Raw genomic sequence first — 26,698 nt, 5'->3', positions numbered from 1 at the left:
GACGACCGGCGAGCAATATCTGTACGAAGGCCGCGAGTTGTTCCAGCGATTCCGTGAAACGACACGAGAAATCGCCCGGTTACAGTCGAAACTCGAAGAAGGCAGGTACAGTAGTGAGCGCATCCGGCGGCTGTACCGGAAACGCACTCGTCGCCGCGACCACGCACAAGAAGCACTGTGTCGTGACCTACTCGAACGACTGTACGCCGAAGGTGTCGATACCGTGTATATCGGTGGCCTGACCGACGTACTCGAAACGCACTGGTCGGTCGAAACCAACGCCAAGACTCACAACTTCTGGGCGTTCAAGCAGTTCACCGAACGACTGGCGTGTACCGCCGAAGAATACGGTATCTCGGTGGAAGTCCGGTCGGAGGTGTGGACCAGCCAAGAGTGCCCGCAGTGTGGTTCGACGGGCCGAACGACACGGCACCAAGACACACTCACCTGTCAGTGCGGGTTCGAGGGCCACGCCGACCTTACGGCGTCAGAGACGTTCCTGAAGCGGCAGATAGAGCAGGCAGTTAGGCCGATGGCACGGCCCGTGTCCTCGGAAACCGACGGTTTCCGGGATGCTGAAAACGCGCAGCGTTTTCAAGCACGGTTCGAGTGGGACGACCACGAGTGGTCGGAGCTACCACGCTCTCATGAAAGTCCCAAAGAACAGCGCACAGACCCAAGTACCGTCCACCGTGACGGGAATATTGCTTCCGGGGAATCGGCATAGCCGAGACTCCTACGGAGGAAACCGCGCCGTCGTCGGGCTTCGCCCGACTGCCTGAGGGACGTAGTCCCTCTTTGTTCACGGCGCGGAGGATGTCATATTCCGTCGGGACTCGATCCACATGCCGCCAATTATCGGAATACTGGGGGCGAGGCCAAAGGCAGTATATCCTGCGAGATTTATCGTTGACATCGATGGTGCCTGATATATATTTACACCTAGCAATACTGTATCAACCATAAGCTGAGCCAGCATCTCGGCCGTTTCTTCAGGAACCGTGATCGTCGTGTCTCCGTCTGGAGGCATGAAACCGACGACTCGATCAGTTACTGTAAAATCACCGTAACACTCGATCGAGGACTCGTAATCAGGAAAATACCGACCAAAATCGAAAGACGGAGGCCGAATACAGGTCACGGTATTACGCAGACGATCACACTAGAACGGATGGACCAATAGGGTAGACAGGCAAACTGGCGAAAGCTATATTCGTGTCGGTCTGAAATTTAGCAATAGATAGAATGGTGCTAGAAGACATCCCTTCGATTGAGGAGCTGGCTAAGATTACTGGTCAGGCCGAAGAGCAGCTCCAGAAAGATCGGGAAGCATCCACCCGGATGGCCCGGTCTAGTTCTGAGGAGCCTCAGCACCACGCAGACGACTAGCTCTGATTTTTCAATGAGCGGTTCTGGATCTACGAATACTATTGACCAACTACTGGGTCATACAGATGGACCCTCGTCAGAAATCACAGACAGAGACTTGGTCCGTGCGCGGTCCTCAGCCTACATCGTCCACGGCAATTTCCGTGACCTGGCCGAGATGTGTGATGATATCGGGTCCACAGGGTTGGTTAAAACCTCGAAAGAAGCCGACAAGACTGACGTAGAAAATGAAGTGTATCGGAGGGTCCACAATTATGTCTCATCTCTCTATTTGTACAACGAACACATTCGAGAAATTCTCAATCGGCGTCTTAACCAATACATTGGGAAGCGTTATTTTCTACCAGGCAAAGACAACAAGGCAGCTCCAGAGTATCTCAAACGAGGTTCGTTTCTATGGGGACTCCGAAACGATTTCCAACACGGAGACTACTGGTGCCTGTCTGTAGAGAAGGCGAATCAGGACCAAGCCCACGTCTTCTACCATTTACGCTTCAAAAAGCAGGATTTCAACGCGACACCAAAAGGAGGAATCGAAGACGCAAGTGGCTATGTCGCTCATGCTTCGGATGGTGAATACGAGTATCCACTTCCCTATATTGCTCACTTCCATCGCAACCTGTTCAATGACTTTGAGAGTGACTTCGAATCTTGGTGTGACCGGCATGCGTTCTAGTTTTAGCACAGTCAATCTCGGCGACATACGGTACGCGTACTGTAACCGTCTTGCGTCGTGCGGTCATGAGTGTGTCTCAGACGAACACAATCGCTGGTACAAGAGGTGAGCTAGCTTCGTGTCCCTGAGATCGTCGTGTATCCGTCTGGAGGCATGAAACCGACGACTCGACCAGTTACTGTAAAATCACCGTAACACTCGATCGAGGACTCGTAATCAGGCAAATACCGACCAAAATCGAAAGATGGAGGCCGAATACAGGTCACGGTATTACCGCTGGCAGACACGTCGTGACAGGCTGCTTTCGCGAGACCGCGTCGTCGCGACCGTTGGAATTATCTGGAAAACACAGCCTACGGCCGCTCCAAGCCGGAAAGAACCGTTCCCTCGCCGGCTTTCGCGCCGTAGCGATCCGGCGACCATTCGATCACCTCGCCGTCGCGCTTCTTGAGCCACTCGAACTCGAAGTACGTGCCCTGTGGGACCTCAATCTCGGCCGTCCACGTCGGGTAGTCTTCGGCGTCCATCGGGACCGCCTCGTCGGGATCGAACCCGCCGAGTGCGTCGAGACTGCCCGTGAGATAGACGTCCTCACCCCACTCCGTCTCGACGTCGATCTCGACCGTCGTCGACACGCTATCGCCGGGTTCGAATCCGACATCGGGCTGGAACCACCGGTAGCCGTAGGCTGGGAGAAAGATCCGCCGGTCGGCGAAGACAGCCGATCCCCCGCCGAGGACATCCGTCAGTCCGCCTCGGTTCCAAACGTCCGCGAGCGCGCCCAGTGATACCGCCTGTGGCTCGCCCGAGAAGTTCGCGACGGCCAGCAGGCGCTCGCCTTCGAAGACGCGCTCGACGGCGAACACCTCGTCCGGGCCGATGTCGAGAATACGCTCCTCACCCTGAGCGTGTACCGGCGTCAGGCCCTTGCGGGCATTCGAGAGTGCAGCGATTCCATCGAACAACCGTTGCTCGACGGTCCCGTCCTCGTCACGACGGACGGCCCGTTCCCAGTCGAAGGACGGGCGGTGGACCCAGCGATTGTCGTCGGCTTTGATCGGGTTCGAGAGGTACGAGAAATCGTTGAGTTGACCGAGTTCGATCCCGCTGTAAAGCAGGGGCATCCCTTTCATCGCGTAGACGACGCTTTGCAACAACAGCCCGCGCCGGATCGCAAGGTCGACGTCCGCAGGCGTCCCTTCGATCCGGGCACGCTGGAGGCCGGTCAGAGCCGCCATCGTCCCGGACGTACGCGCTTCGCCGGTCGCCTCCTCGACCTGAAATCGATACCCTTCGGCATAGCTGTTGGCCGTGTCGCCGGCGTAGAAGTCCGCACAGAATCGACGCTCGTCAGTCGGGTCCCGCCCCAGGGCGGCCCGGACGTCCCCGTCGTCGAGTCCCCAGCCGATGTCGTCGTGACATCGGACGTAGTTGAGCCAGGTCGCCGAACCCGGCGTCGGCGGGAGTTCCTCCATCGCGTGGGAGAGCAGTCGGGTGTCCTCCCTGGCGAGGGCGTGCCAGGCGTGAGCCATCAGCGGCGCGCCGTAGGCAATCTCGCACTCCTCGCCCTCGTGACCGTCCGTGCCGAGATATTTGATCGTCTCCTCGGGTGAGACGATCGCCTCGGCCTTGAAGAGAACGCCCGGCGCAGCGATCCGCATCAGGGCGCGGTACGCCCGGAGGAGCCAGTGGGCCTCCGGCAGGTTTCGACAGTCTGTGTCCAGTTCCTTCCAGAGGAACGGGACCGCGTCCAGGCGTAGCGAGTCCACCCCAACGTTCGCGAGGAACAGCATCTCCCGGAACATCTGGACGAAAACGTCCGGATTCCCGTAGTCCAGATCCCACTGGAAGTCATAGAAACTCGTCCAGACCCACCGGTCCATCGCCTCGTCGTAGGTGAAGTTGCCCGGCGCGAAATCCGGGAACACTTCCGGGACGGTCTCCTCGAAACGGTCGGGTTTCGTCCGGTCCTCGAAGGTGAGATAGAAGTCCGCAAAACGGTCGTCGCCCTGGCGGGCGGCCTGAGCCCACTCGTGTTCTCGGGCGGTGTGGTTCATGACGAAATCCAGCGACAGCAAGATGTCTTCCTCCCGGAGGTCAGCGGCCAGTTTCCGGAGGTCCTCGACCGTCCCGAGGTCGGGGTCGACTGACCGGTAATCCTTGACAGCGTACCCGCCGTCCGAGCGCCCCTCTCGGGGTTCCAGCAGCGGCATGAGGTGAAGGTAGGTCACGCCGAGTTCTTTCAGATACGGGATCTTCTCCCGGACGCCCTGGAGGTCGCCGGCAAACAGATCCACGTATGCCATGTAGGCGACGTGGTCGGGTTGCTGGAACCAGTCGGGATTCCGGGCACGCTCGCGGTCGAGTGTCCGGAGCGCGTCGTCGCGATCCTCGTAGCCTGCAACGGCCGCCTCAACCGCACGGATCGCCCACTCGGCCGCCTCCGGTCCGTCGCCATAGACCGCGGAGAACGCCTCCCAGAAGGTTGAGAGGTTCTCCTCGATGCGGGCGAGGAGCACGTCGGCCTCAGCGTGGTCGACGTAGCGTTCCGTCAGTCGTTCGTGTAGCGCTTCGACCGGACTATCGTCGTCCCAGTTGGCTGGGTTGACGTCGGGATCGTGTCCATCCATCGTGTACCTATATTGTCGTAATGTGGTCAGCGTTCGTTTCCGCTGATCGACGTGTTTCACTGCCCGATTTCCAACCAGCACCCCTTTCGGCAAGGTAGCGCTACCCCGCCGGTAGCGAGTCAACGCCCATCGTCCAGATGTCGGTCGCTTATCGTTGCTCCTTGTGGGTCCACGCAGAGTCCTCCGCCGAGGTGCACGTCGCCGACGGTTCGGGGCCTGGTAATGACAGTGCTATCGATCGTCGATCGTCTCACAAACCTGTATCACGCGTGCTTCTGGTACTTTCAATTGCGTGGTCCCTGCCCATTGCTGTTTTGGTCGAGTGCTGAAGCAGTTCCTCGAAGCACGACTGGTCGTCCCCTTAATCGGTATCCGTCGTCAGTCGAAGTGACTTCCTCCCAACCCTACTCGCTCACCGCGTTCACGGGTTCGCTGCTTGAGGGTGGGGCCTTGGCGCCTGTATTCTGGTAATCCACAGCAGTCATTACGGTGGGTCACGAAAACGGACAATATGGATCTCTTTGAGGAGCTAAGGGAGCCAGCCTACACTGGCGAGAATAGATGCTGGCCGTGTACTGTCGTCAATGCCGTTCTGGTGGGCATCGCTGCGGCGTGGCTGTATCGCCGAGAGCGAACGCTTGCCAGCCTTGCTGGGGCCACGATTGGCGCGGGCTTGATTTACGTTCGCGGCTATGTGGTTCCGTATACACCAACGTTCGCTCCTCGACTCGTCGAGATCGCCCCGATCCCGGAATCGATATTTCACGACGGCCGGGAGCCACCAGGTCCCGAGGAGTCTACGTCGCTGGGAGACGTCAGCGACTACGACGGTGATACAGTTCTGGACGAACTCGTGGCAGCTGACGTCGTAACGACGGACGACGAAACGGTACAGCTCACTGATACGATCGGTTCGAGCTGGCACGAGGAGATGGATCGTCTCGCCGCGCTTTCGGAGGAGGCACTTGCGACTGAGATCGAACAGACGATTCCGCACATCCACAACGCCGAGCCCCTGGACGTCGACGGGCAACCGTGGTTCGTTCTCGGAAACAACGACGAGTACATCTCCAAACTCGTCGCGATCACTGAATTGGGCGCCTATCGAGCGCTTGAATCGTCTCTCGAAGATCCCCTTCGACTGGCCGGTGCCCGGACTGTCCGGATGTTTCTCGATGTCTGTCCCGTCTGTGGCTCCGAGATCGTGCCCTCGACGGAGGCTAACTGTTGTGGGGCGTACGTAGATCCCGGTGTTCCCCCAAAAGATCTTCTCGTCTGCCCGGAATGTGAACAGCGAGTGTTCGAGTTTCCCGCCGAAGACGGCGTCGTCTGATCGAACGACTGATAGTATTTGTGGTCTTCCGCAATTCGACATCGCTCACCGGACGATCTGCACGAATGCAACCGCCCTCGCCAGGTGACCGGCCTCGGTTCGCTGTTCGCCGATACCAATCCCGGAAATATTTTTACAATTGGGATTGTAAATATGCCTCGATATGGACCACAATAATCCACAGTCACCGTCGTGTGGAGTGATGTGTACTGGTGGCCTCGGTTCGACGCGCCGGAATAGTACCGCCGTTGCCGGTGGCGTGGGGATCTGAAACCGTCCGACGTCACGTATCTCACCACAATGACGAACCTCTCGGGAAAGTAGACGATGAACGAAACTGAACTCACAGCGATACTCGAAGACGCAGGCCTCTCTCCGTACCAGGCGAGCGCGTACGTTGAGATTCTCAAGCTCGGGTCGGCCTCGGCGACGACCATCGCCAAGGAGAGTGACGTTCCCGATCCACGGATCTACGACGTGCTTCGAGATCTGGAGGAATCCGGGTACATCGAGACGTACGAACAGGACAGTCTCCGGGCCAGAGCCTACAGTCCCACGACCATTCTGGAGGACCTCCGTGAGCGGGCGACCAACTTTGAGACCGCGGCCGAGGAGATTGAGGGCCTGTGGGAAGCACCGACGATCGAGACCCATACGGTGAACTTCGTCAATCGGGTCGATACAGTCCTCGATCAGGCTGGGGCGATCATCCGCGAGGCGACTGAACAGGTGCAACTGGCAGTGAATCTTGACCAGTACGAGCAGCTCCGTCCGGCACTCAGGGCCGCCCACGAGAACGACGTTCACGTCCGGATTGGGATCTATATCGATGAGGACAACGGGGAGCAACTCCCAGAGGAGGACGAGTTACAAACGCTCGCATCGGAAGTGGGCTACCGGACGGTCCCGATGCCATTGGTCGCGATCGTCGATCGGACGACGACCTGTTTTGCGCCCCACGAACTCTCGACGAACCGCTACGGGATGATCGTTGAGGATCGGACCCACGCCTATATTTTCCACTGGTTTTTCCTCGCGGGTCTCTGGGAGTCGAATTTAGAACAGCTCGTGACGGGAGACGATACCCCGCCAATGACATATGTAAACGTTCGTGAGTGTATCCGCGACATTGCCACACCTCTCTCGGACGGGGCGACGATCACTGCGACGATCGACGCTGTCGACGTCAACAACGGGGCGTCGGTCTCGCTTGAAGGGACGATCGTCGACGTGTACTATACCGGGCTTGAGGAATACACAGCTGACGCACCGTTCCTGTATCACGGCGGGCAAGCGACGATCGTCCTGGACAACGGCGACAGAGAAAACACGATCGGCGGCTGGGGCGCGGTCATCGAAGATTACGAGGCGACCCGTATCGTCGTCGAATCGATCGAAAACTGAGCCCGCCCCGGGACGGATTCGCCGACGATACGACTCGGCCTCCCGTCGGATTTATACCGTCGCTCGCTCGCTAGCGTCGTATGGACCACGTGACGGAACTCCCGGACGCGATCGAGGGACGAACGTCCGAGGCGCGTGCCCGGCGGCGACGATTCTACGACGACCCGTACCGTCCGAATTTTCACTTTTTCCCACCGGGCGGACTCCTCCACGACCCGAACGGGGCTTTGTACTGGAAGGGCCGGTATCACCTCTTCTATCAGTTTTGGCCCCCAGACGTCTCCGAAACCCGCGACTGGGAGCAAGCCATGCACTGGGGACACGCTGTCAGCGACGATCTCGTCCACTGGCGGGATCTCCCGATCGCACTTACACCCGACGGCGGGCCCGAAAGCGGATGTTACAGCGGACAGGCACTGGTCGAGGATGATCGAGCGATCCTGCTGTACTTCGGCACGGACGCGGGCAATTGCATCGCGACGGGAACCGACGACTATCTCCTCGATTTTCAGAAATTCGAGGAGAATCCGGTCGTTCCGCTCGACGAGGATGCACCCTACGAGATCTTCGACCCCTGCCTGTGGAGGGACGGTGAGACCTATCGATCGCTCTCGGGCTGGAAAACTGACCGACGGACCACGGAGTTTCTCTTCGAATCCGCCGATCTCCGTGAGTGGACCTATCGCGGGCCACTACTCGAAGACGGCTTCTACACCGATCCTGACGAGGACGGGGCCGTCCCGAATTTCTTCGCCCTCGACGAGAAACACGTCCTTCTCTTTTTCTCCCATTCGCGAGGGCCCCAATACTACATCGGCGAGTACGACGAAGAAGCGTCGACCTTCGACATCGAAACGCACGGCCGCCTGAACCACGGTCCGGTCGATCTGGCGAACCTTCACGCGCCGTCTGTTCTTCACGAAGGCGATCGGCGCGTTGCTTTCTTCAACGTGGTCGAAGGGCGAGAGGACTGGCAGGATCGCCCCACTGAGGGATGGACGGGCATAATCGGACTGCCTCGTGATCTTTCGATCGAGGACGGTCATCTCCGTCTCGAACCTATCGGAGAGATTACAAAGTTACGACGGAACCATCGACGCGTCGAATCTGTCTCACTCCCGCCCGAAAACGAGTGGCAATTTCCCGCGTCCGGTGGCCGGAGTATCGAACTCCGCGCGACGGTCGATCCCGGTGATGCCGACCAACTCGATCTCGCGGTGTTGGGTTCCCCGGACGGTTCAGAACGAACGACGATCTCCTATTGGCGCGGAAGTGACTCCCTCGGGATCGACACCGGCCGGTCGAGCACCGACGATGACATCCTGGTGCGCCCGCCGGAGGTCGGATCGCTCGAACTCGACGACGATGAGTTATTGAACCTCCGGGTGTTCGTCGATAAAACCATCGTCGAAGTGTTTGCCAACGGGCGCGAGACACTCACGACGCGGGTATACCCGAGCGAAGAGTCTACAGACATCTCACTGCTCGCCCGCCGTGGCTCGGCACACCTCCACTCGCTCGATGTCTGGACGATGGCCGACATCTGGCAATACGACCATTGATCGACAGTACGACGGTCTCCTGGAAAAGCGGTCCTCGATCAATCGTCGGCCTGCGCTTCGCCTTCGCTGGATCCGGTATCCATCTTCGCACCCTCGATCACACCGTGTGTGATCGCATCGCCGGTCCCTCTGTCAAAGAGGTGGATTCGAGCGCGATCGAAGACGATCTCGACCGTTTGGTCTTCGGTGATATCGGTCGCTGGGTCGACGCTCATCAATAGCCCCTCGCGCTCCTCGACGCTTCCCATTCCGTCTTCCTCTCCCGAGCCGATCGGCTTGAGATAGACGAAGATCTCGTCGCCCATCGGCTCGAGTACGTCGGTGACAACCTCGACGGGGGCACTCGGCTTGTCCGCTTCCGACTCGTTTTGGACGAGATAGATATCCTCGGGACGGACCCCGATCTCGACTTCCTCGCGGGAGGTAAGCTCCTCGACGGCGGCCGTATCGTAGGACAGGGAGTATCCGTTCGCCTGCAACTCGCCGTCTCCCACCGTTGCGGGAACGAAATTCATCGACGGCGAGCCGATGAATCCCGCGACGAACCGGTTGGCCGGTTCGTTGTAACAGGTCAGCGGCGGGGCGATCTGTTGTAGTTCGCCCCCGTTGATGACGGCGATCCGGTCGGACATCGTCATCGCCTCGGCCTGGTTGTGGGTAACGTAGATGATCGTCGTCTCCAGTTGCTTGTGCAACCGCTGGAGTTCAGTCCGCATGTTGACCCGGAGTTTGGCATCCAGGTTCGCCAGCGGTTCGTCCATCAGGAATACGTCTGGGTTCCGGACGATCGAGCGGGCAATCGCGACGCGCTGACGCTGGCCGCCGGACAACTCGTCCGGCATCCGGTCGAGCATCCCTCCCAGTTCGACGATGTCGGCTGCATTTTCGACGCGCTCGTCTATCTCTTCTTTCGGGAAATCTCGAAGTCGAAGGCCAAAGGAGATGTTGTCATAGACGTCCATGTGAGGGAACAGCGCGATGTTCTGGAACACCATCGCGATCCCACGGTCCTTTGGCGGGAGGTTCGTGACCTCCCTGTCACCGATGTGAATGGTCCCCGACGTTGGCTTGGTGAGCCCGGCGACTGTCTCGAGCGTCGTCGATTTCCCACAGCCGGAGGGACCGACGAGCGTGATGAACTCGCCGTCCTGCAGATCGAGGTTCATGTTCTTGACTGCCACTACGTCCTCGTATGATTTCGATACGTCGTCGAGTTTGACTCGTGCCATCGTTAGTTACTCCTTGAGTGCTCCTTGCGTCAGTCCGCTTACGATCTTATCCTGTGCGAGGACGACGAGGATCGCGACCGGCACGATCGCGACGAGACTCGCGGCGGCCTGTAGGTCGTACCGGACAGTGTACCGCGACTGGAATGCGAGGACACCATTGACGATCGGTGCCCACTCACTGGCCTTGTCGCCCGTCATGAGGAACGAGAAGAAAAACTCCGTGTAGACCGTGATAAAGGTCAGAATACCGGCCGTGGCGACTCCGGGTGCAGACAACGGCATGATGACCCTGAATAGCGCACCGATCCGGCTCGATCCTTCGACTCGGGCGGCGTCCTCGAGACCGTCAGGAATCTGTGCGTAGAACGTCATGAGAATGAAGACCGCAAGCGGCATCGTGAACGCACTGAGTGGGGCGATGACGGCGCCCGGGGTCCCGTATATCTCTGTCGGGAGCGTGAAGAGTCCGAGCATCTTCACCTGCTGGTTGAACGCACGGAACAACGGCAAGAACAGCGTCGCGGGCGGGAACCAGCTAAGCACCAGCAGTGAGAACAACAGCGGAAGTTTGCCGCGGAAATCCAGACGGCCGAACGCGTACCCCGCCAGACTCGCGACGAGAATTACGACGACAGTGACCGTGGTCGCGTAGAACAGGCTGTTGAACATGAATCGCGCGAACGGCACTTGCTGGAAGATATCGACGAAGGCGTAGAGGTCGATCCGCGTGGGGATCAGCGGGATGTTCGTCTGGCCCGGCGGTGCCATCGCGACCGCGAACAGCCAGTACAGTGGGAACAACGTCGTCGTCAGCAAGACGCCGCCCAGGAACACTCCCATCACCGTGTAGGCCTTTTGTGGATTGCGTATCCAGTCGGCTGCCCACGCTTGGACTCGATTTTTCGACTCCTCGTCCTGATCGTCGAGCGTTTCTGCGTCGTCGTGGTCTTGCGCGTCGATACTCATACTATGCTAACCCCAGGCTTTGATTGCTGTACCGGATGAACAGCAGGTATATCGAGATGAATACGCCGACTGTGATGGCGATGAGCACGCTCACCGCTGCTGCTGATCCGTACAGTGTCGTCGATCCGAACGTGAACTGCGTCACCAAACACGTCATCGATGGTACCGTCGAACAGCCGACTCCGGTGGACTCGATGATCCCGTACACGCGGAGTGCGCCCATCGTCCGGAACAGCATCGCGACCATGAGTGCGGGAAAGACCAGCGGGAACGTGATGTACCGGAACCGCTGCCAGGTCGAGGCACCCATGACGTCGGCCACGTCATAGAGGTCCTGATTGACGCTTTCCATCCCGGCCAGGATCAACAATGCCATGAACGCCGACGTCTTCCAGACGTCGGCTACTGTGACGATGACAAATCCACTGAACGCGTCACCCAGTGGCAACTGCGGGAAGATTCCCAACTGATGGAGCGGGCCAGTCAACAGTCCGTACCCGGGCCGGAACAGCAGGAAGAAGATCATGCCCTGGATGACGATCGGAATGGCCCACGGGATGATAATCAGCACACGGACGAATCGCTGACCCCGGTACTCCGCTTTCATCAACATCGCATACGCGAATCCGAGGATGGTCTCCCCGGCGACGCTGATGATCGCGAACAACAGCGTCAGAATAAGTGCTTGCTGGAAGATCCCCGTTTCCATCGCCGGATCCAAGAAGGTCAAAGTCGCGAAGGGGTTCGAGTCGGTGAGCAACTTGACGTAATTTTCGAACCCGACGAATCCGCCGAGACTCTCCGGACCGACGACGACGTCCTTGAAGAACGACATTCGGAACGACGACGCCAGCGGCCAGAAGGCGAACAGCAGCAAGATCAGGAATCCTGGAGCCAGTAGCAACAACGCGTAGGTCTGCTCGCTCAGGTTCTCTGTCCACGTCGCCAGGCGCGAGACGATGCCACCCCTGTTCGCCGATTGTGCTTCCTCAACTGCCATGGGTCGAGGCACTCCTGTTGGCGCTTGCGTGTAATTGACACTCAACCATACGTCTGATTATCCTCAAGTATATCATTTGAATATTGTGGTTTTTTATGTACATTCTGGCTCCGGGTCATACCCACTTGCCGATGGGTTAGTTCCAGACCGATCACCGAGGTCGACGATATGCCGGACAGCCCAGATGCCGAATCACGGATACCTGCTCACACTCCGGGCACACCTTCGAGTTCGTTCCAGTGTCGACCTCCGGTCGGGTGTCGACGACGCGGTCTTTACTAGGCCTGGTTTTCGATAGCCTTGATCTTGGTTTCCATCTGCTGGGCCGCTTTGGCTGCCGACTTGCTTTTCGTGAGCGCGGCGTTGACCTGCTTCGCGATGATGGTCGACTCGGTAGGCCAGACAGACGTCGTCGGCCGTGGCATGAGGTTCTCGGCGGCGTAATTGAGTGGCTTGAAGTACGGGCCGTAAGTCGGGTGTTCCTTGACGTAATCGTACAGCGACGGCTTCGGCGGCATGTAGTTTGCGACGTCAAGTTGCTTCTTGTGCATCGCGTCGCTCCACCAGGCCTTGATGACTTCCTTGGCCGCGGCCTTGTTGTCGCTGTAGGGATTCATCGAGAGGATCCAGCCGCCCTGGGCGTGCCAGGAGCCGTTGGGCCCTTTCGGTAACGGCATCACGCCGAGTTCCGCGTCCGTCCCCTCGAACTTGTTCGCTGCGCCACCGATGGCGTACGTCCAGTTACGCTGGGTGACGGCGTTCTGGGCTTCGAAGATGCTCTTCGTGTCGGGTTCGATCCATCCGGCGACTTCCTTGGGTGAGACGCCCTTGACGTCCATCGGCGATTCGCCCTCGCCGTATATCAGGTCACGCGCCAGTTCGATACCGTCGATGGCCTTTTCGTCCCCGATCGTGACCGGGCGGGCTCCGATCGGACCAAAGAGGTTGTCCTCGCCACCGAAGAAGTACCCGCCCATGCTCGTCAGGAACTCGTTGAACGTACAACACGACAGCCCGCCGTAGTTTTTGCCTTGCCAGACGTGACCGTACTCCACGTCGCCGGCCTGTTTGGCTTCTGCGACAATGTTCGAAAACTTGTCCCAGCCGATCGGGTTCGACTGCCACTGCTGGAAGTCGGACTCGGTGTAGCCGACCTCTTTGAAGAGGTCCTTGCGGTACTGCACAGTCGGGAAGTCCGGGAAGACAGGGATCGAATACAGGTCACCCGTTTCCGGGTGCTCTCCCGTCTGTACCATCGACTGGACGCCTTCTTCTCTGACCTGTGAGATGAAGTCGTCGCTCATCGTCTCGGTCAGGTTGACGAGGTCACCCCGGGCGATGAACGGAATCGTCCACCCGTTGTCTGTCAACACGAGGTCGGGATCTGTCGACTCCGCATTGATCTGTGTTCTGAGCCGCTGCTGTTTGCTGCCCGTCTGCTGGGCAGCGGAGTTGAGTTGGATATCGACGGAATCCGGGACGCCCTGTTCGTGGAGGACTTTTGTGAACTTCTCCTCGTTCTGATTCCACACTTTGCCCGCGAACACCGAGACTTTGCCGCTGATCTCGTCACCACTGGGCTCTCCGGTCGTGGCACCTCCGCCGGTTTGTCCATCACTACTTGTCGTCTCGCCGCCGCTTTCTGTCGTGCTATCTCCACCACCACACCCTGCGAGGCCGGCTGTCACGCCTACTGCGCCAGCTGCTTGGATGAATCGCCGTCGGGACACGCTTGACGAACTGCCCTGACTGTCTTTGGGCATATTCTATCAAAGTGTTTCGTGAATGCTTAAATGTTTTCCCGTGGTAACTACAGATGTTGTTAACACGAACCGATGGATGACACGCGCACGTGACCCACAACAAGCGGTCGGTTACATCGTCTCAACACCCGTCGGAAGGCATCTGCACTCGACATATCCATCATGATCGCATCGATCGCGTCACGCCCGTCCGGCCATCCACTCGTCGACCACGCGCGGAAATAGCAACGTCGCCGTTGCGCTGACGGCGAGCGACCATACCAGTCCAGTCGCCACGACACCTGTTCCGCCCGCGACGGCACCACCCCCCAAAACTGCCACGAGGAGAGTCCCGTTAAAGTAGATCACTCTCAGCAGGATCAGCGTGGGAAACAGGCGAGCCCACCCTGGTGCGTCTGTGAACGGAGGCGCGATCAACCCGCTCCTAACGAGCGTGCCGAGGACGATCATCGTAATCAGGGCTACAAGCCACGTTTCGAAAAGGGCGACCGGGTCCCAGACCTGAGCGACCGGGAGAGACAGCATCACCGGAAGCGTCAGAACACCGATCTCACCGGCGATCCGACCGATATCGCCGAGAAGAACGCCAATCTGTCCTTTCTCGCTCCCAGTTCGATTCCCAATGGCCAGAAACTCGCGGCGATACGTGGACGTGGCTGCGCTCGTCTCTCGACCGGGCGGGCCACGTCTTGGACTGCGTCCACCCCCTCGATGCGCTCGTGTCCTGTTCGGCAATCCGTCGCCCTGACTCGGCTGTGTCGAGTCGCTCATTGGGTCATCTTACGGGCAGACAGAGTTAAATCCCCCTTCGGAACCAATCCGGGGACTCTCTGATATTCGTTCACTCGAAATTTCGGCGATCAATCGGCGAACCTTTGTACACACCTCTCACATCGTGACGTATTGGGTAGTGACCGTCCTGGCTGACGCCGCGAACGGAGGATACCACGATGACAAATGAAATCGAAACCCTTTGGGAAGACATCTATGGAACAGCGTATCCAGACGAGAAGGACACGTTACTCGAATTACTCGAGGAGCGTAGCGACCAGGCTACCAACACCTCCACAGAGACTGACTGGTATCAGACCGGCGTCGTCTACTCTCTGTACGTCGATCTGTTCGCCGACGATTTCGACGGTCTGATCGAGCGACTCGACTACATCGAGGAACTGGGCGTGACGGTCCTCTGGCTGTTGCCAGTCCTCGAATCGCCGATGGTCGATCAGGGGTTTGACGTCTCTGACTTCTCTCGGGTCCGTGACGAACTCGGCGGGACCGATGCGTTCCTGCATTTCGTCGAAGCGGCCCACGACCGCGGCATCAAGGTCGTCTTCGACGTCCCGATCAACCACACGTCCGACCAGCACGAGTGGTTTCAGGACGCCCGAGAGAGCGAGGACGCCGCGTATCGCGACTACTACATCTGGAACGACGACACCGAGAAATACGAGGAGACGCGTCTCCTCTTGAAAGGCGTCTCGGACTCCAACTGGACGTACAACGAACCAACTGACGACTACTACTTCCATCGATTTTACGACGTTCAGCCGGATCTCAACTACAAGAATCCGGACGTCCTGATCGACATGGTCCGGATCCTCACTCGCTGGCAGGTCGAGGGCGTCGACGGGTTCCGGATGGACGCCGCGCCGTTCCTCTGGAAGCGCGAGGGCACGAACTGCGAGAACCTCCCGGAAACCCATACAATCTTGCAGCTCTTCCGGGCGGCTTTCGATTACATCGCCGAGGGGACAATCATGATTGCCGAGGCGAACCAGGAGCCCGCCGACGTCGTCGACTACTTCGGTGACGGCGACGAGTGCCACGTCGCATATAACTTCCCGATCATGCCGACGTTCTTCCTGGCTCTCGCCGAGAACGATCCCACCTACATCACAGACGAGCTTGCGAGCTTGGCGGATCTCGACGTTCCCGACACCGCCCAGTGGTTCACGTTCCTGCGCGTCCACGACGAGTTGACCCTGGAGTTCGTCAGCCCGGACGAGCGTCGACTCCTCAACGACGAGTACCGCCGGGACGACGACTGGGAGTTCCGCGACGGCGAGGGCATCTCCGGGCGGCTGTACAACCTCCTCGAGGAAGATCCCGAGCGCGTCCTGCTTGCGTACTCGCTGCTTTTCTCCGTCGAGGGGACGCCGATCATCTATTACGGCGACGAGATCGGGATGGCGAACGATCGCGCGTTCTTCGAGGAGATGAACGAGCAACTCGGCTACGACGACAGTCGCTATCTCCATCGCGGCCCATTCGACGAGAATCGCAAGGCTGCAGCGATGACTGACGAGGACTCGAATGCCCACACGATCTGGACTGGTCTCCGGGAGATGATCGAGACGCGAACGAACAACCCGACACTGTTCAACGAGCAGCCGACCTACCGGGCCGAGAACGGCGTCTTCGTCTCGACGCGAACGCACGGCGATCGGACGCTACGCACGTACAACAATGTGACCACGGAGCCACGCACTGTCGACGGCGTTGCACTCGATGGGTACGAGTACGCCTGGCGCCTTTCGGGGCAATAGACGACCGAGACGGACTTGACATCCTCTCACCCCTGAAAGGTGGGCTTTCGCTCGCTACGTGTCACCGACTCTCTGGGTAGTGTATCACCTGTCGCTACTGGACAAGGCGATAGATGCGAGCGTCCCAGGGCCGTAAGTCGAGATCGGCGAGGTCTTCGCCGGTATCGCCGTAGTTACCCAGCCTGTATTCAGCCTCGCGTTCAGTGTGTTCGGACAGGTCGAGGTGGCATGAATCGGACGACCAGTTGAGGACGACCAGTAGCCGTTCCTCGTCGTGGGCTCGAACGTAGGCGAACACCTGCTCGTCTCCCGCGACGAGGAATTCGAAGTCGCCGTAGACGAGGACGTCGCTGTCGTGGCGGATATCGATGAGTTCACGGTAATACCGGAGTACCGAATCTGGATCGTCGCGTTCACTCTCGACGTTGATCTCGGTGTGATTAGGGTTCACTACGATCCAGGGCTCGCCATCAGTGAACCCGGCGCTCGGACCGTCGGTCCATTGCATCGGCGTCCGGCCGTGGTCGCGACTCTCCAGGTTTATCACCGTCCGCGCATCCTCGAAACCATCGATGTCGCCGTCAGCGATCGCGTTCTCGACGCGCTGTTTCGTTGCCGGGTCTTCGAGTTCGTCGAGACTATCGAACTCGACGTTCGTCATGCCGAGTTCCTGGCCCTGATACAGGAACGGCGTCCCCCGCATTGTCAACAGGAAGGTGCCGAGCATCGTGGCCGATTGACGGCGGTACTCCTCACTGCCCCACCACGAGACACTCCGGGGCTGGTCGTGATTCTCCAGTACCGGGGCGACCCAGGCCTCGCCAGCGAGGCCGGTCTGCCAGTCCGTGACGATCGAGGCTAGTTCGGGAAGCGTCCAGTCCATCGGCTCCCACTTCGGATCATCTTCACTCCGCAACTCGTCACGGAGGAACTGAAAGACCATGTCGATGCCGTCGCCGTCCTCACCGCAGTACTCCAGGGCGTCCTCGTGAGTGATCGCGCCCATCTCGGCGACGGTCATCGCATCGTATCGGTCGACGGTTCGATCATGAAGTTCGCCGAGATACGCGTGGATCTCCGGGCCGTTGAAGAAGTGCTCGCGGCCGGTGATCCCGTCGGTCGGGTCGCCGTCCGGGAGTCCCTCGGCCTTCGAAAGGAGATTGACGGCATCGAGGCGGAACCCGTCGATACCCTTTTCGAGCCACCAGTTCACCATGTCATAGACGTCCTCGCGGACGGCGGGATTGCGCCAGTTGAGGTCGGGCTGTTTCTCGTCGAACAGATGGAGATACCAGGCTTCGCGTTCGTCGTCATAACTCCATGCCGACCCGCCGAAAATGGAATTCCAGTTGTTCGGGAGGTCGCCGGGATCGCCTTCCCGCCAGTAGTAATAGTCGTCGTAGGGTTCCTCGCCGCGGCGTGAGCGCTGGAACCACTCGTGTTCGTCGGAGGTGTGATTGACCACGAGATCCATGATGAGGCGGATGTCTCGGTCGTGGAGTGCGGACAGTAGCGCTTCAAAGTCGTCGAGATTGCCGTAGCGCTCGTCGATAGCGCGGTAGTCGCTGATGTCGTAGCCGTTGTCGGCCTGCGGGGATTGGTAGACTGGCGAGAGCCAGACGGCGTCGACGCTCAACTCATCCAGATAGTCGACCTTCTGGACGATACCGGGGATATCGCCGATGCCGTCGGCGTCGGTGTCGTTGAAACTTTTGGGGTAGATCTGGTAGACGACCGCTTCCTTCCACCACTCGCGATCGATTCGTTCGTCTGTCGTTCGGACGGACTCGTCCGGTGAACCTCCCTTGCTCATCGGTTTCCAGTGAGGTAGACCCGTGCTTCCCAGGGCTGGAGTTCGAACTGTGCGTCGGGACTGGGCTGCACGTCGTCGTTTGCGAGCGCGAGTTCGAGGTCATCAGTCGGGATCTCGTCGGGCACCTCGACAGTCGTGGGATCGTCCGTCCAGTTGAGGACGATCAGCGCACGGTCGTCACCGAGGGTCCGGGTGTAGGCGAACATCGACTCGTGATCGGGATAGTGTAACTCGAAGTCGCCGTACACGAGGACGTCGTTGTCGTGTCTGAGATCGATCAGTTTGCGGTAATACTGCCAGACTGAATCCGTATCCTCCAGTTCGTCTGCGACGTTGATCTCGGTGTAGTTGTCGGTGACTTTCAGCCAGGGATCGCCGTCGGTGAACCCGGCGTTTGGACCCCCGTCCCACTGCATCGGCGTCCGGGCGTTGTCCCGCGCGACCGCCTCGACCGCGTCGCGAACGTCGTCGTAATCCTCGGCCCCACCGCTCGCCAGTGCCTCTTCGACGAAGTTGATCGCTTCGACGTCGCGCAGTTGCTCGACCGACTCGAAGCTCGTGTTCGTCATGCCGAGTTCCTCGCCCTGGTAGACGTAGGGTGTCCCACCCAGCGTGTGGGTAAACGTCCCCAGGAGTTTGGCGGACTTCCGTCGATACTCGCCGTCGTTGCCGAACTGCGAGACCGACCGGGGCTGGTCGTGATTCGAGAGGTAAACGCTGTTCCAGCCGTCATCCGCCAATCCGGTTTGCCAGCGGTCGAAGATCTCCTTGAACGCGACGAGGTCGAACTCCCCGAGGTCCCACTTGCTGTCACCGTCGTCGACGTTGACGTGCTCGAACTGGAACACCATCGAGAGGCCATCGCCGTCCTCGCCGACGTACTGTCGTGCGTCCTCGACGGAGACGCCAGGCGTCTCACCGACGGTCATGATCTCCCGGTCGACGGTGTCGACGGTCTCTTCCATCATTTCCGAGAGGTATTCGTGAACGCGTGGTCCGTTCATGACGTGTTCGGCCCCGACAAGCCCGCCATGAGGATCGCCGTCCGGCAGGCCCTCGGTCTTGGAGATGAGGTTGATGACGTCCATCCGGAAGCCGTCGATGCCACGATCGAGCCACCATCGCATCATCTCGTAGACGTCCTCGCGGACGGCGGGATTGCGCCAGTTGAGGTCGGGCTGTTTCTCGTCGAACAGATGGAGGTACCACGCCTCGCGTTCATCGTCGTAGGACCAGGCCGACCCGCCGAAAAACGACTCCCAGTTGTTCGGGGGGTCGTCGGGGTCGCCTTCCCGCCAGTAGTAATAGTCGTCGTAGGGTTCCTCGCCACGGCGTGAACGCTGGAACCACTCGTGTTCGTCGGAAGTGTGGTTGACGACGAGGTCCATCAGCAGGCGGATATCACGGTCGTGTAAGTCCCCGAGCAGTGCCTCCCAGTCGCCCAGTTCGCCATACTGGTCGTCGATGGCGCGGTAGTCACTGATGTCGTAGCCGTTGTCGGCCTGTGGGGACTGGTAGACTGGCGAGAGCCAGACGGCGTCGACGCCCAACTCATCCAGATAGTCGACCTTCTGGACGATACCGGGGATATCACCGATGCCGTCGGCGTCGGTGTCGTTGAAACTTTTGGGGTAGATCTGGTAGACGACTGCTTCCTTCCACCATGGACGATCGTCACCGTCGGATTGCTCTGTGTCCGGCGACTGTGTGGATCGATTGTGTCCCATGGATGGATAATCGCGAACAGATCACTTAATTCTGTCTAAATTCTTGAAGAAGGAATTCTAACCAAATTATTGAAGAAGCTATTCTACCACAACTTTTATTTCGATATGATTTATTGTTCACGACGATGTCCGGTCCCAAAGACAGACACTCGCACGATTCGCCGCTTTCGCGCCGACGGTTCGTCCAGGGCCTCGGCGCAGTGGGGGTCACGACTACGCTCGCCGGCTGTGGCGGCACAGGACAGACGGAAGAAGACACGCCTGCTGGCGATTCCGGCGGTGACGGAGACACTGCTGGAGGTGGCGAGGGGACAGAGACGACGACGCCCGAACAGATCGAAAGTGTCTCGCGGGCGACCATCCAGGAGTTGGCGTACATAACCAATCAGACGCTGCCGGTGTTGCCGATCATGGAGAAGCTGGCTCAGTCCTTCCAGGCGACCGACGACTGGAACGTTCCGCCGGCCGACAGTGAGAAGATGCAGGTCTACTGGCCGACCAGCTGGCTCCCGCGCCAGGGCGAGTGGACCCGCAAGGAAGGCACCGAGGACGAACGGTTGACCTTCGCACAGTGGGCGGTCCCGTCGGACTCACAGTACAATGTCTGGAACGGGACCAACGACGGGGAGGCACGCCGTGCGATGTTCGACCGCTTCATGCGGTACAATCTCGCAACCAGGGAGTACCACCCCTACCTCATCAGCGACTGGGAGATCGACGGGACGACCGTCACGCTGACTGTCCGAGAGGGCCAGACCTGGCACAACGGCGATCCGGTCACCGGTCAGGAAGTCGCCGACCATCTCAAGCTGGATCTGTACAACAGCGGCGGAGCCGGTGGACTCGGTCCGTATGTTGTCCCGGACGGCGACATGAACGCGATACCCGATCGCATCCAGGGAACCGGCGATCGAACGGCCGAGATCGAACTGGCACACCCGGTCAACGAGGACGTCATTCTCTCGTTGCTCGCGCCGATCCAGCTCCGTGCCTACGAAGGTACCTACGGCGAGTTCGTTCGGGGGCTGGACGACGCCGAAACCGAGGAGGAGCGTTCCCAGGCGCTGGGCGACCTCACTGACTTCACCGACGAGGAACCTGTCGGCAACGGGCCCTGGCAGTGGGAAGACGCAGATAGCCAGCGGACGCTCGTCACGAAGTTCGAGGACCATCCTGACGCCGATCGGATCAACATCCCGGAGATCGAGTACCTCTACAAGCCCAACAACTCCGGTCGGTGGCAGTCGCTCATCAACGGCGAGACGGACGGCTCGGCGACGCTGTTCATGCCCGAGAACCAGACCCGTCGGCTGCCCGACTACATGCAGACTGCATTGGTCTCTCGCCACTGGGGGATGGGAATCGTCTTCAACCACGAGCAGGAACCGGTCGACGATCCACGCGTTCGGAAGGCGATCGCTCACGTCATTGATCGCGAGGCTGCAGCCAAGAACTCCGGTGCGGGCACCGGGTCGAAGATCGGTGTCACCTATCCCAGCGGTCTGACCGGCGAGTTCACCGGTAACATCGAAGGGCACTGGCTCGAAGGCGTCGTCGACGAGTTCGACACCTACGGACGTGCCGAACAGCAGACCGACGAGGCTGCTGCACTCCTCGAAGACGCCGGCTACGAGAAGCAGGATGGCACCTGGCAGCAGGACGGTCAACCGCTCGAACTCCCGATCAAGGGGCCGGCGGGTTTCTCCGACTGGGTCTCCGGCGTCGAGACGATTGTCAGCCACCTCCAGGATTTCGGGATCGAATCAGAACCCGTCATGCAGGACTCGGCGACCTACTGGGGCGGCGACTACATCGAGGGCGACTTCAAACTTGCCCTACAGGGCTGGGCCTCCTACGACCACGCTCACCCATACTTCCACTTCGACTGGATCTACAACAGCGGGGACGCGACGGACTACTGGAACGTCCCGACCGAGTACGAGGCTCCGATCCTGCACGATCAGGTACGCGATAGCGAGACGGTCACGCCAACCAACCTGATCTCGGAGCTGGCGACGCCCGAGGAGTGATCGCGACCGGCGACCACTGAGGGCGGACGTCCACCGTTCGGCTACCATCGTCCACCACCCGGCGTCCCCCGTGGTCGCTCAGTGCTCGACCACCAGTCACCCACGTGCAAAACCACGTCCACGATACATCGATCATCACCACCAACCTCGTCCACCAATTACGTCACCGATTACCCATGAATTACGTACTCAAACGCCTCGGCCAAGCCGTCCTCACGGTGCTCGTCGTGGTGTCGTTCAGTTTCGCCTTGATCAGACTCCTTCCGGGGGGCCCCATGGACTACCTGCGCGCCAAAATAATCGAACAGGGTGGCAGCGACCTCTCCCAGGAGGCAATCAATATGCGGATCGAGGCCCAGACGGGGATCACGACCGACGAACCGATTTACGTCCAGTACGTCGACTACATGACCGGTCTCCTGCAGGGTGACTTCGGTCAGTCCGTCTGGTTCGGCGATCCCGTCGCGGAGATCATCGGGCCGGCTATCCCGTGGACGGTCTTCCTCACGGGAACGGCCCTGTTCCTCGGGTTCCTCGTCGGGATCTCGCTGGGCGCGTTCATGGCGTACAAGGAAGGATCGCGCTTCGACGTGGGTGCGACCGGCGTCGGTCTGTTCCTGAACTCGACGCCTAACTACGTCGTTGCCCTGCTGGGGCTGACGTTCCTGGGTTACCAGCTCGAACTGTTCCCGACCGGCGGGCGATACGCGTCGGAGCTCACCGTGGGATTCAACCTTCCGTTCCTCTTGAGCGTCCTTCATCACGGCGCCTTGCCGATCCTTTCGATGGCGATCGTCGCCTTCGGCGGCTGGGCACTGAACATGCGTGGCAACTCCATCCGGATCCTCGGCGAGGACTTCCTCCGTGTGGCTCGCCTCCGGGGCCTCTCCACCCGCCGGATCGCGATCCGATACGTCGCGCGCAACGCCATCCTGCCGATGTACACCGGTCTGATGATCGCCATCGGGACTGCCTTCGGCGGGGCGATCATCATCGAGAACATCTTCGCCTATCCCGGGGTCGGCTTCTACATGATCCAGTCGATCAACTCCCGGGATTATCCGCTGATGATGGGCGCGTTCATTCTCATAACAGTCGCCATGGTCATCGGGATCACCATCGCCGATCTGACCTACGGCTGGATCGACCCGCGGGCCAGAGGAGGTGGTTCGCGTGAATCCTACTGATGACAGGGCGTCTGTAGACGCCGAGGACGCCGGCTCGGACGGAGCGGTCAAGGATCCGCTCGTCGACGCCGTCGGCGGTGCGGATGTTCGCCCGGCCGACGCCAGAAAGCGTTCGGCGATTACCGGCCACGATCGTCACGGACAGGCTGTGACCGATGGCGGCGAGGCAGTCTCGCAGTTCGAGCAGACGGCCGAGTTCACGATGAGCAAGGGCGAACGGCGACGGCAGTGGCTCGAGGAGAAACTGCTCGCGCCGGCCCGGATCGTCTGGAGCGACTGGCGCGCCCGTACGGGCCTGCTCGTCGTCAGCTTCTACCTGCTGATGGGGATCGTCGGTCCCCACGTCGTCGCCGCTCCCAGTCCAAACCAGGGGAGGCGCCTACTCGGCGCGTTCAGGTCGCTCGAACATCCGTTCGGGACGACCGCCTCGGGCGTGGACCTCCTCTCACAGACGGTCCACGCGACGCCAGCGATGCTGCTAATGCTTGCCTCTGGTGCCGTGTTCTCGGTCGTTCTCGGTACTGCGATCGGGACCACCAGCGGGTACAAAGGCGGCCGCTTCGACAGCATCGCGATGACGATCAACGACATGGCGATGACGATCCCGGGGCTCCCGCTGACGATCGTCCTTGCCTCGGTCCTCCAGATAGAGGGCCATCCCATCGTCATCGGGATTCTCATCACGATCAACGCCTGGGCTGGACTGGCCAGGGCGATCCGCTCGCAGGTACTGACTCTCCGGGAGTCGGAGTACGTCGAGGCCTCCCGGATCATGGGGATCTCCACGCCGAAGATCGTTCTCGGGGACATCGTTCCCAACCTGATGCCGTACATCACGATGAATTTCGTCCAGCAGGCTCGGATGGTCATCTTCGGCTCGGTCGGACTGTACTTCCTGGGCGTGTTGCCCTACACGAGCACAAATTGGGGCGTCATGATGGACGCCGCCGTTCACCGTGCCGGGGCGACTTCCTCGTTGCTCGCCATCCACTGGCTGCTGGTGCCGATGTTCACCGTCATCGCTCTCGCGTTCGGTCTCACGCTACTCGCCCAGGGAGCCGACCGCATCTTCAACCCACGCGTCCGCGCCCGCCACGCCGAGACGATCGAGGGAGAAGGAGAAGGCGGCGACGGCGATCCGGGTGACGGCACCTCGACGACGGACGCGATGGAGAAGAACGCCGGTGGTACAACAACGGGAGGAATCTAACATGAGTCAGGATACGATCTCGATGCCGGCCGGATCGAACGACCCGATTATCGAAGCGCGCAACGTCAACGTCACGTACGATCTCGAAAACCAGGACGCGATGGTCCTAGACGACGTGGACGTCGACCTCCGACGGGAGGAGGTCCTGGGTGTCGTCGGCGAGTCGGGGTCGGGCAAGTCGATGCTCGCAAACAGCATGATGGACGCCGTCCAGCAGCCTGGGATCACCACCGGCGAGATCCGCTATCACCCGGAACCCGACGCCGATCCGATCCACGTCCTGGAACTCTCAGACGAGGAACTTCGCTCGCTACGTTGGGAGGAAATTTCGATGGTCTTCCAGGGTGCGCTGTCGTCGTTCAACCCGACGTTGACGATCGGCGGGCACTTCGAGGAAACGCTGGAGGCCCACGGGTACGACGTCGAGGAAGGGATGGAACGAGCCCGACAACTTCTCTCTGATCTGTATCTGGAACCCGATCGGGTACTTGAATCGTATTCTCACGAACTCTCCGGCGGGATGAGCCAGCGGGCGCTGATCGCTCTCAGCCTCGTCCTGGAACCGAAGGTCCTGCTCATGGACGAGCCGACTGGGGCGCTGGACCTGTTGATGCAGCGCTCGATCTTGAGCCTGCTGGAGGATCTCAAGGAGAAGTACGACCTCACCCTGCTGTTCATCACCCACGACCTCCCGCTGGTGGCCGGGATGGCCGACCGGCTGGCGATCCTCTATGCCTTCGAACTGGTCGAAGTCGGCCCTAGCGAACAGCTGGTTCGGAACTCCGAGCATCCCTACACCCGGGCGTTGTTGCGCGCTGTTCCGAACCTGGATGCCCCACTAGAAACGATGCAGCCGATCGGCGGTACCGCACCGAACCCGGCCCACGTCCCTCAGGGGTGTCACTACGCGCCGCGGTGCCCGCTGTCGACCGAGGAGTGTCACACGGACGACCCACCGTGGTTCGAAGTCGCCGAGGACCAGCGCTCGGCGTGTTTCCACCACGACGAGGCCGCTGAGGCCGTCCCCTTCGACGTGACGGAGACGGCCCTGGCCGAGATGGCGGGCGAGGAAGGGCCGGACTCCGACGGCTGGTCGTTTGCATCCGACGAGGACGTCGTGATGTCCTTAGAGGACGTGTCGGTCCACTTCGACCAGAACGAGGGGTTGGTCAGTTCGATGTTCGGCGAGTCCCAGCCGGTCCGGGCGGTCGACGATGTCTCCCTGGACATCCGGGAGAACGACGTCGTCGCGCTCGTCGGCGAGTCCGGGTGTGGCAAGACGACGCTTGGCAAGACCGTCATCGGCGTCCAGCGACCCACCCACGGTTCGGTCTCCTATCGCGGGCAAGACGTCTGGGACGCCAAAGACGGCCGTGGCGACCTCGACATCCCACACAGCGAGATCCGGCGAGCACTGCAGATCATCCACCAGGATCCGGGTGCGGCACTGAACCCGAACAAGAAAGTCCTGACGAGCCTCGAAGCTCCGCTCAAGAAGTGGGAACCCGACATGTCGATCGAGGACCGCCGTGCACGCATCTTCGGCTTGCTCGATCGGGTCGGAATGCAGCCGCCACAGGATTACGCTCACCGGTTTCCACACCAGCTTTCTGGTGGCGAACAGCAACGCGTGGCGCTCGTCCGGGCACTGTTGATGAACCCGGACGTCATCCTGGCCGACGAGGCGGTCTCGGCGCTTGACGTCTCACTACGCGTCGAGACGATGGACCTGCTGCTGGAACTCCAACAGGAGTTCAACACATCCTTCGTGTTCATCTCCCATACGCTTTCGAACGCCCGCTATCTGGCCGAGAAGGCCGACGGCCGGATCGGCATCATGTATCTCGGCGAGATCGTCGAGATCGGCCCGCCCGAGGAGGTCCTTGGGAATCCTCAACACCCCTACACCAAGGTCTTGCGCTGGGCGACCGCCGATCTCGACCCGAGCGCCCAGGAGATAGAGGAGCCGCCGGTGCGCTCGATCGACATTCCCGACCCGGTTGATCCGCCCGCTGGCTGTCGGTTCCACACGCGCTGTCCCGAGGCGCGTGAGGTGTGTACTCGGGCGGCGCCGGATCTCGGGAACGACGAATCCACACCCCAGGTCCGGGCGGCGGCCTGTCATCGAACCGAGGAGGATCACGCCTACTGGGACAGCAAGCCGCTACCGGAGGAGCAACCGATGGTCGCCGAGGCCGACGACTGATGACAGAATGGGTCGATCGGGACG

The 26,698-nt window shown here is 60.1% G+C and carries 18 protein-coding genes; 10 read left to right on the top strand and 8 right to left on the bottom strand.

Features of this window, described 5'->3' with window-relative positions; all coding sequences use genetic code 11:
• Both E3374_RS15085 and E3374_RS15075 read left to right on the top strand, forming a co-directional pair.
• Window positions 1-727, top strand: a 727-nt coding sequence (locus tag E3374_RS15085) for a transposase (RefSeq protein ID WP_248299503.1), incomplete at its 5' end; no start/stop codon positions are given.
• A gap of 675 nt (window positions 728-1,402) precedes the next feature.
• Window positions 1,403-2,065, top strand: a complete 663-nt coding sequence (locus tag E3374_RS15075) for a hypothetical protein (protein ID WP_136689779.1) — start codon at window positions 1,403-1,405, stop codon at window positions 2,063-2,065.
• A gap of 353 nt (window positions 2,066-2,418) precedes the next feature.
• Here E3374_RS15075 and E3374_RS15070 read toward each other — a convergent pair whose 3' ends face one another.
• Complete coding sequence (locus E3374_RS15070; protein WP_136689778.1) at window positions 2,419-4,695, bottom strand: alpha-amylase family glycosyl hydrolase; 2,277 nt, start codon at window positions 4,693-4,695, stop codon at window positions 2,419-2,421.
• A gap of 511 nt (window positions 4,696-5,206) precedes the next feature.
• On the opposite strand from E3374_RS15070, the gene E3374_RS15065 reads away from it, so the two are divergent.
• From E3374_RS15065 to E3374_RS15055, 3 genes are all read left to right on the top strand, one after another.
• Window positions 5,207-6,028 (top strand): hypothetical protein, encoded by an 822-nt coding sequence (locus E3374_RS15065; protein ID WP_136689777.1) that lies wholly within the window; start codon window positions 5,207-5,209, stop codon window positions 6,026-6,028.
• A gap of 327 nt (window positions 6,029-6,355) precedes the next feature.
• Complete coding sequence (locus E3374_RS15060) at window positions 6,356-7,432, top strand: TrmB family transcriptional regulator (RefSeq protein WP_136689776.1); 1,077 nt, start codon at window positions 6,356-6,358, stop codon at window positions 7,430-7,432.
• A gap of 80 nt (window positions 7,433-7,512) precedes the next feature.
• Complete coding sequence (locus E3374_RS15055) at window positions 7,513-8,994, top strand: glycoside hydrolase family 32 protein (protein ID WP_136689775.1); 1,482 nt, start codon at window positions 7,513-7,515, stop codon at window positions 8,992-8,994.
• 38 nt (window positions 8,995-9,032) lie between these two features.
• On the opposite strand, the gene E3374_RS15050 is transcribed toward E3374_RS15055, so the two are convergent.
• The 5 genes from E3374_RS15050 to E3374_RS15030 form a co-directional block, all read right to left on the bottom strand.
• Window positions 9,033-10,223: an ABC transporter ATP-binding protein gene (locus tag E3374_RS15050; protein ID WP_136689774.1), complete on the bottom strand. Its 1,191-nt coding sequence runs from the start codon at window positions 10,221-10,223 to the stop codon at window positions 9,033-9,035.
• A gap of 6 nt (window positions 10,224-10,229) precedes the next feature.
• The gene (locus E3374_RS15045; protein ID WP_136689773.1) at window positions 10,230-11,189 is read right to left on the bottom strand and encodes a carbohydrate ABC transporter permease; all 960 of its coding nucleotides are present in this window, start codon (window positions 11,187-11,189) and stop codon (window positions 10,230-10,232) included.
• A 1-nt stretch (window position 11,190) separates the two neighbouring features.
• Complete coding sequence (locus E3374_RS15040) at window positions 11,191-12,189, bottom strand: carbohydrate ABC transporter permease (RefSeq protein ID WP_136689772.1); 999 nt, start codon at window positions 12,187-12,189, stop codon at window positions 11,191-11,193.
• A gap of 278 nt (window positions 12,190-12,467) precedes the next feature.
• Window positions 12,468-13,952, bottom strand: a complete 1,485-nt coding sequence (locus E3374_RS15035; RefSeq protein ID WP_136689783.1) for an extracellular solute-binding protein — start codon at window positions 13,950-13,952, stop codon at window positions 12,468-12,470.
• A 180-nt stretch (window positions 13,953-14,132) separates the two neighbouring features.
• Window positions 14,133-14,723, bottom strand: a complete 591-nt coding sequence (locus E3374_RS15030) for a hypothetical protein (RefSeq protein WP_136689771.1) — start codon at window positions 14,721-14,723, stop codon at window positions 14,133-14,135.
• A gap of 179 nt (window positions 14,724-14,902) precedes the next feature.
• Between E3374_RS15030 and E3374_RS15025 the strand changes: the two genes are divergently transcribed.
• On the top strand, window positions 14,903-16,501 hold the full coding sequence (locus E3374_RS15025) for an alpha-amylase family glycosyl hydrolase (RefSeq protein WP_136689770.1): 1,599 nt from the start codon (window positions 14,903-14,905) through the stop codon (window positions 16,499-16,501).
• A gap of 94 nt (window positions 16,502-16,595) precedes the next feature.
• Here E3374_RS15025 and E3374_RS15020 read toward each other — a convergent pair whose 3' ends face one another.
• Together E3374_RS15020 and E3374_RS15015 are read right to left on the bottom strand one after the other, a co-directional pair.
• Complete coding sequence (locus E3374_RS15020) at window positions 16,596-18,314, bottom strand: glycoside hydrolase family 13 protein (protein ID WP_136689769.1); 1,719 nt, start codon at window positions 18,312-18,314, stop codon at window positions 16,596-16,598.
• Window positions 18,311-20,041 (bottom strand): glycoside hydrolase family 13 protein, encoded by a 1,731-nt coding sequence (locus E3374_RS15015; protein ID WP_136689768.1) that lies wholly within the window; start codon window positions 20,039-20,041, stop codon window positions 18,311-18,313. Before E3374_RS15015 ends, E3374_RS15020 begins: the two co-directional genes overlap by 4 nt.
• 125 nt (window positions 20,042-20,166) lie before the next feature.
• On the opposite strand from E3374_RS15015, the gene E3374_RS15010 reads away from it, so the two are divergent.
• The 4 genes from E3374_RS15010 (at window position 20,167) to E3374_RS14995 (ending at window position 26,674) form a co-directional block, all read left to right on the top strand.
• Window positions 20,167-22,071, top strand: a complete 1,905-nt coding sequence (locus E3374_RS15010; protein ID WP_136689767.1) for an ABC transporter substrate-binding protein — start codon at window positions 20,167-20,169, stop codon at window positions 22,069-22,071.
• A 176-nt stretch (window positions 22,072-22,247) separates the two neighbouring features.
• Window positions 22,248-23,258: an ABC transporter permease gene (locus E3374_RS15005; protein WP_136689766.1), complete on the top strand. Its 1,011-nt coding sequence runs from the start codon at window positions 22,248-22,250 to the stop codon at window positions 23,256-23,258.
• Window positions 23,245-24,468 carry an ABC transporter permease gene (locus E3374_RS15000; protein ID WP_136689765.1) on the top strand — a complete coding sequence of 408 codons (1,224 nt, stop codon included), beginning with the start codon at window positions 23,245-23,247 and terminating at the stop codon, window positions 24,466-24,468. The genes E3374_RS15005 and E3374_RS15000 overlap by 14 nt, the downstream gene beginning before the upstream one ends.
• 1 nt (window position 24,469) lies before the next feature.
• Window positions 24,470-26,674: an ABC transporter ATP-binding protein gene (locus E3374_RS14995; protein WP_136689764.1), complete on the top strand. Its 2,205-nt coding sequence runs from the start codon at window positions 24,470-24,472 to the stop codon at window positions 26,672-26,674.
• The last annotated feature ends 24 nt before the right edge of the window (window positions 26,675-26,698 follow it).

This window comes from Halorhabdus amylolytica, assembly GCF_004944975.1.
Classification (GTDB): domain Archaea; phylum Halobacteriota; class Halobacteria; order Halobacteriales; family Haloarculaceae; genus Halorhabdus; species Halorhabdus amylolytica.
This window is presented reverse-complemented; position numbering and strand designations above follow the sequence as displayed.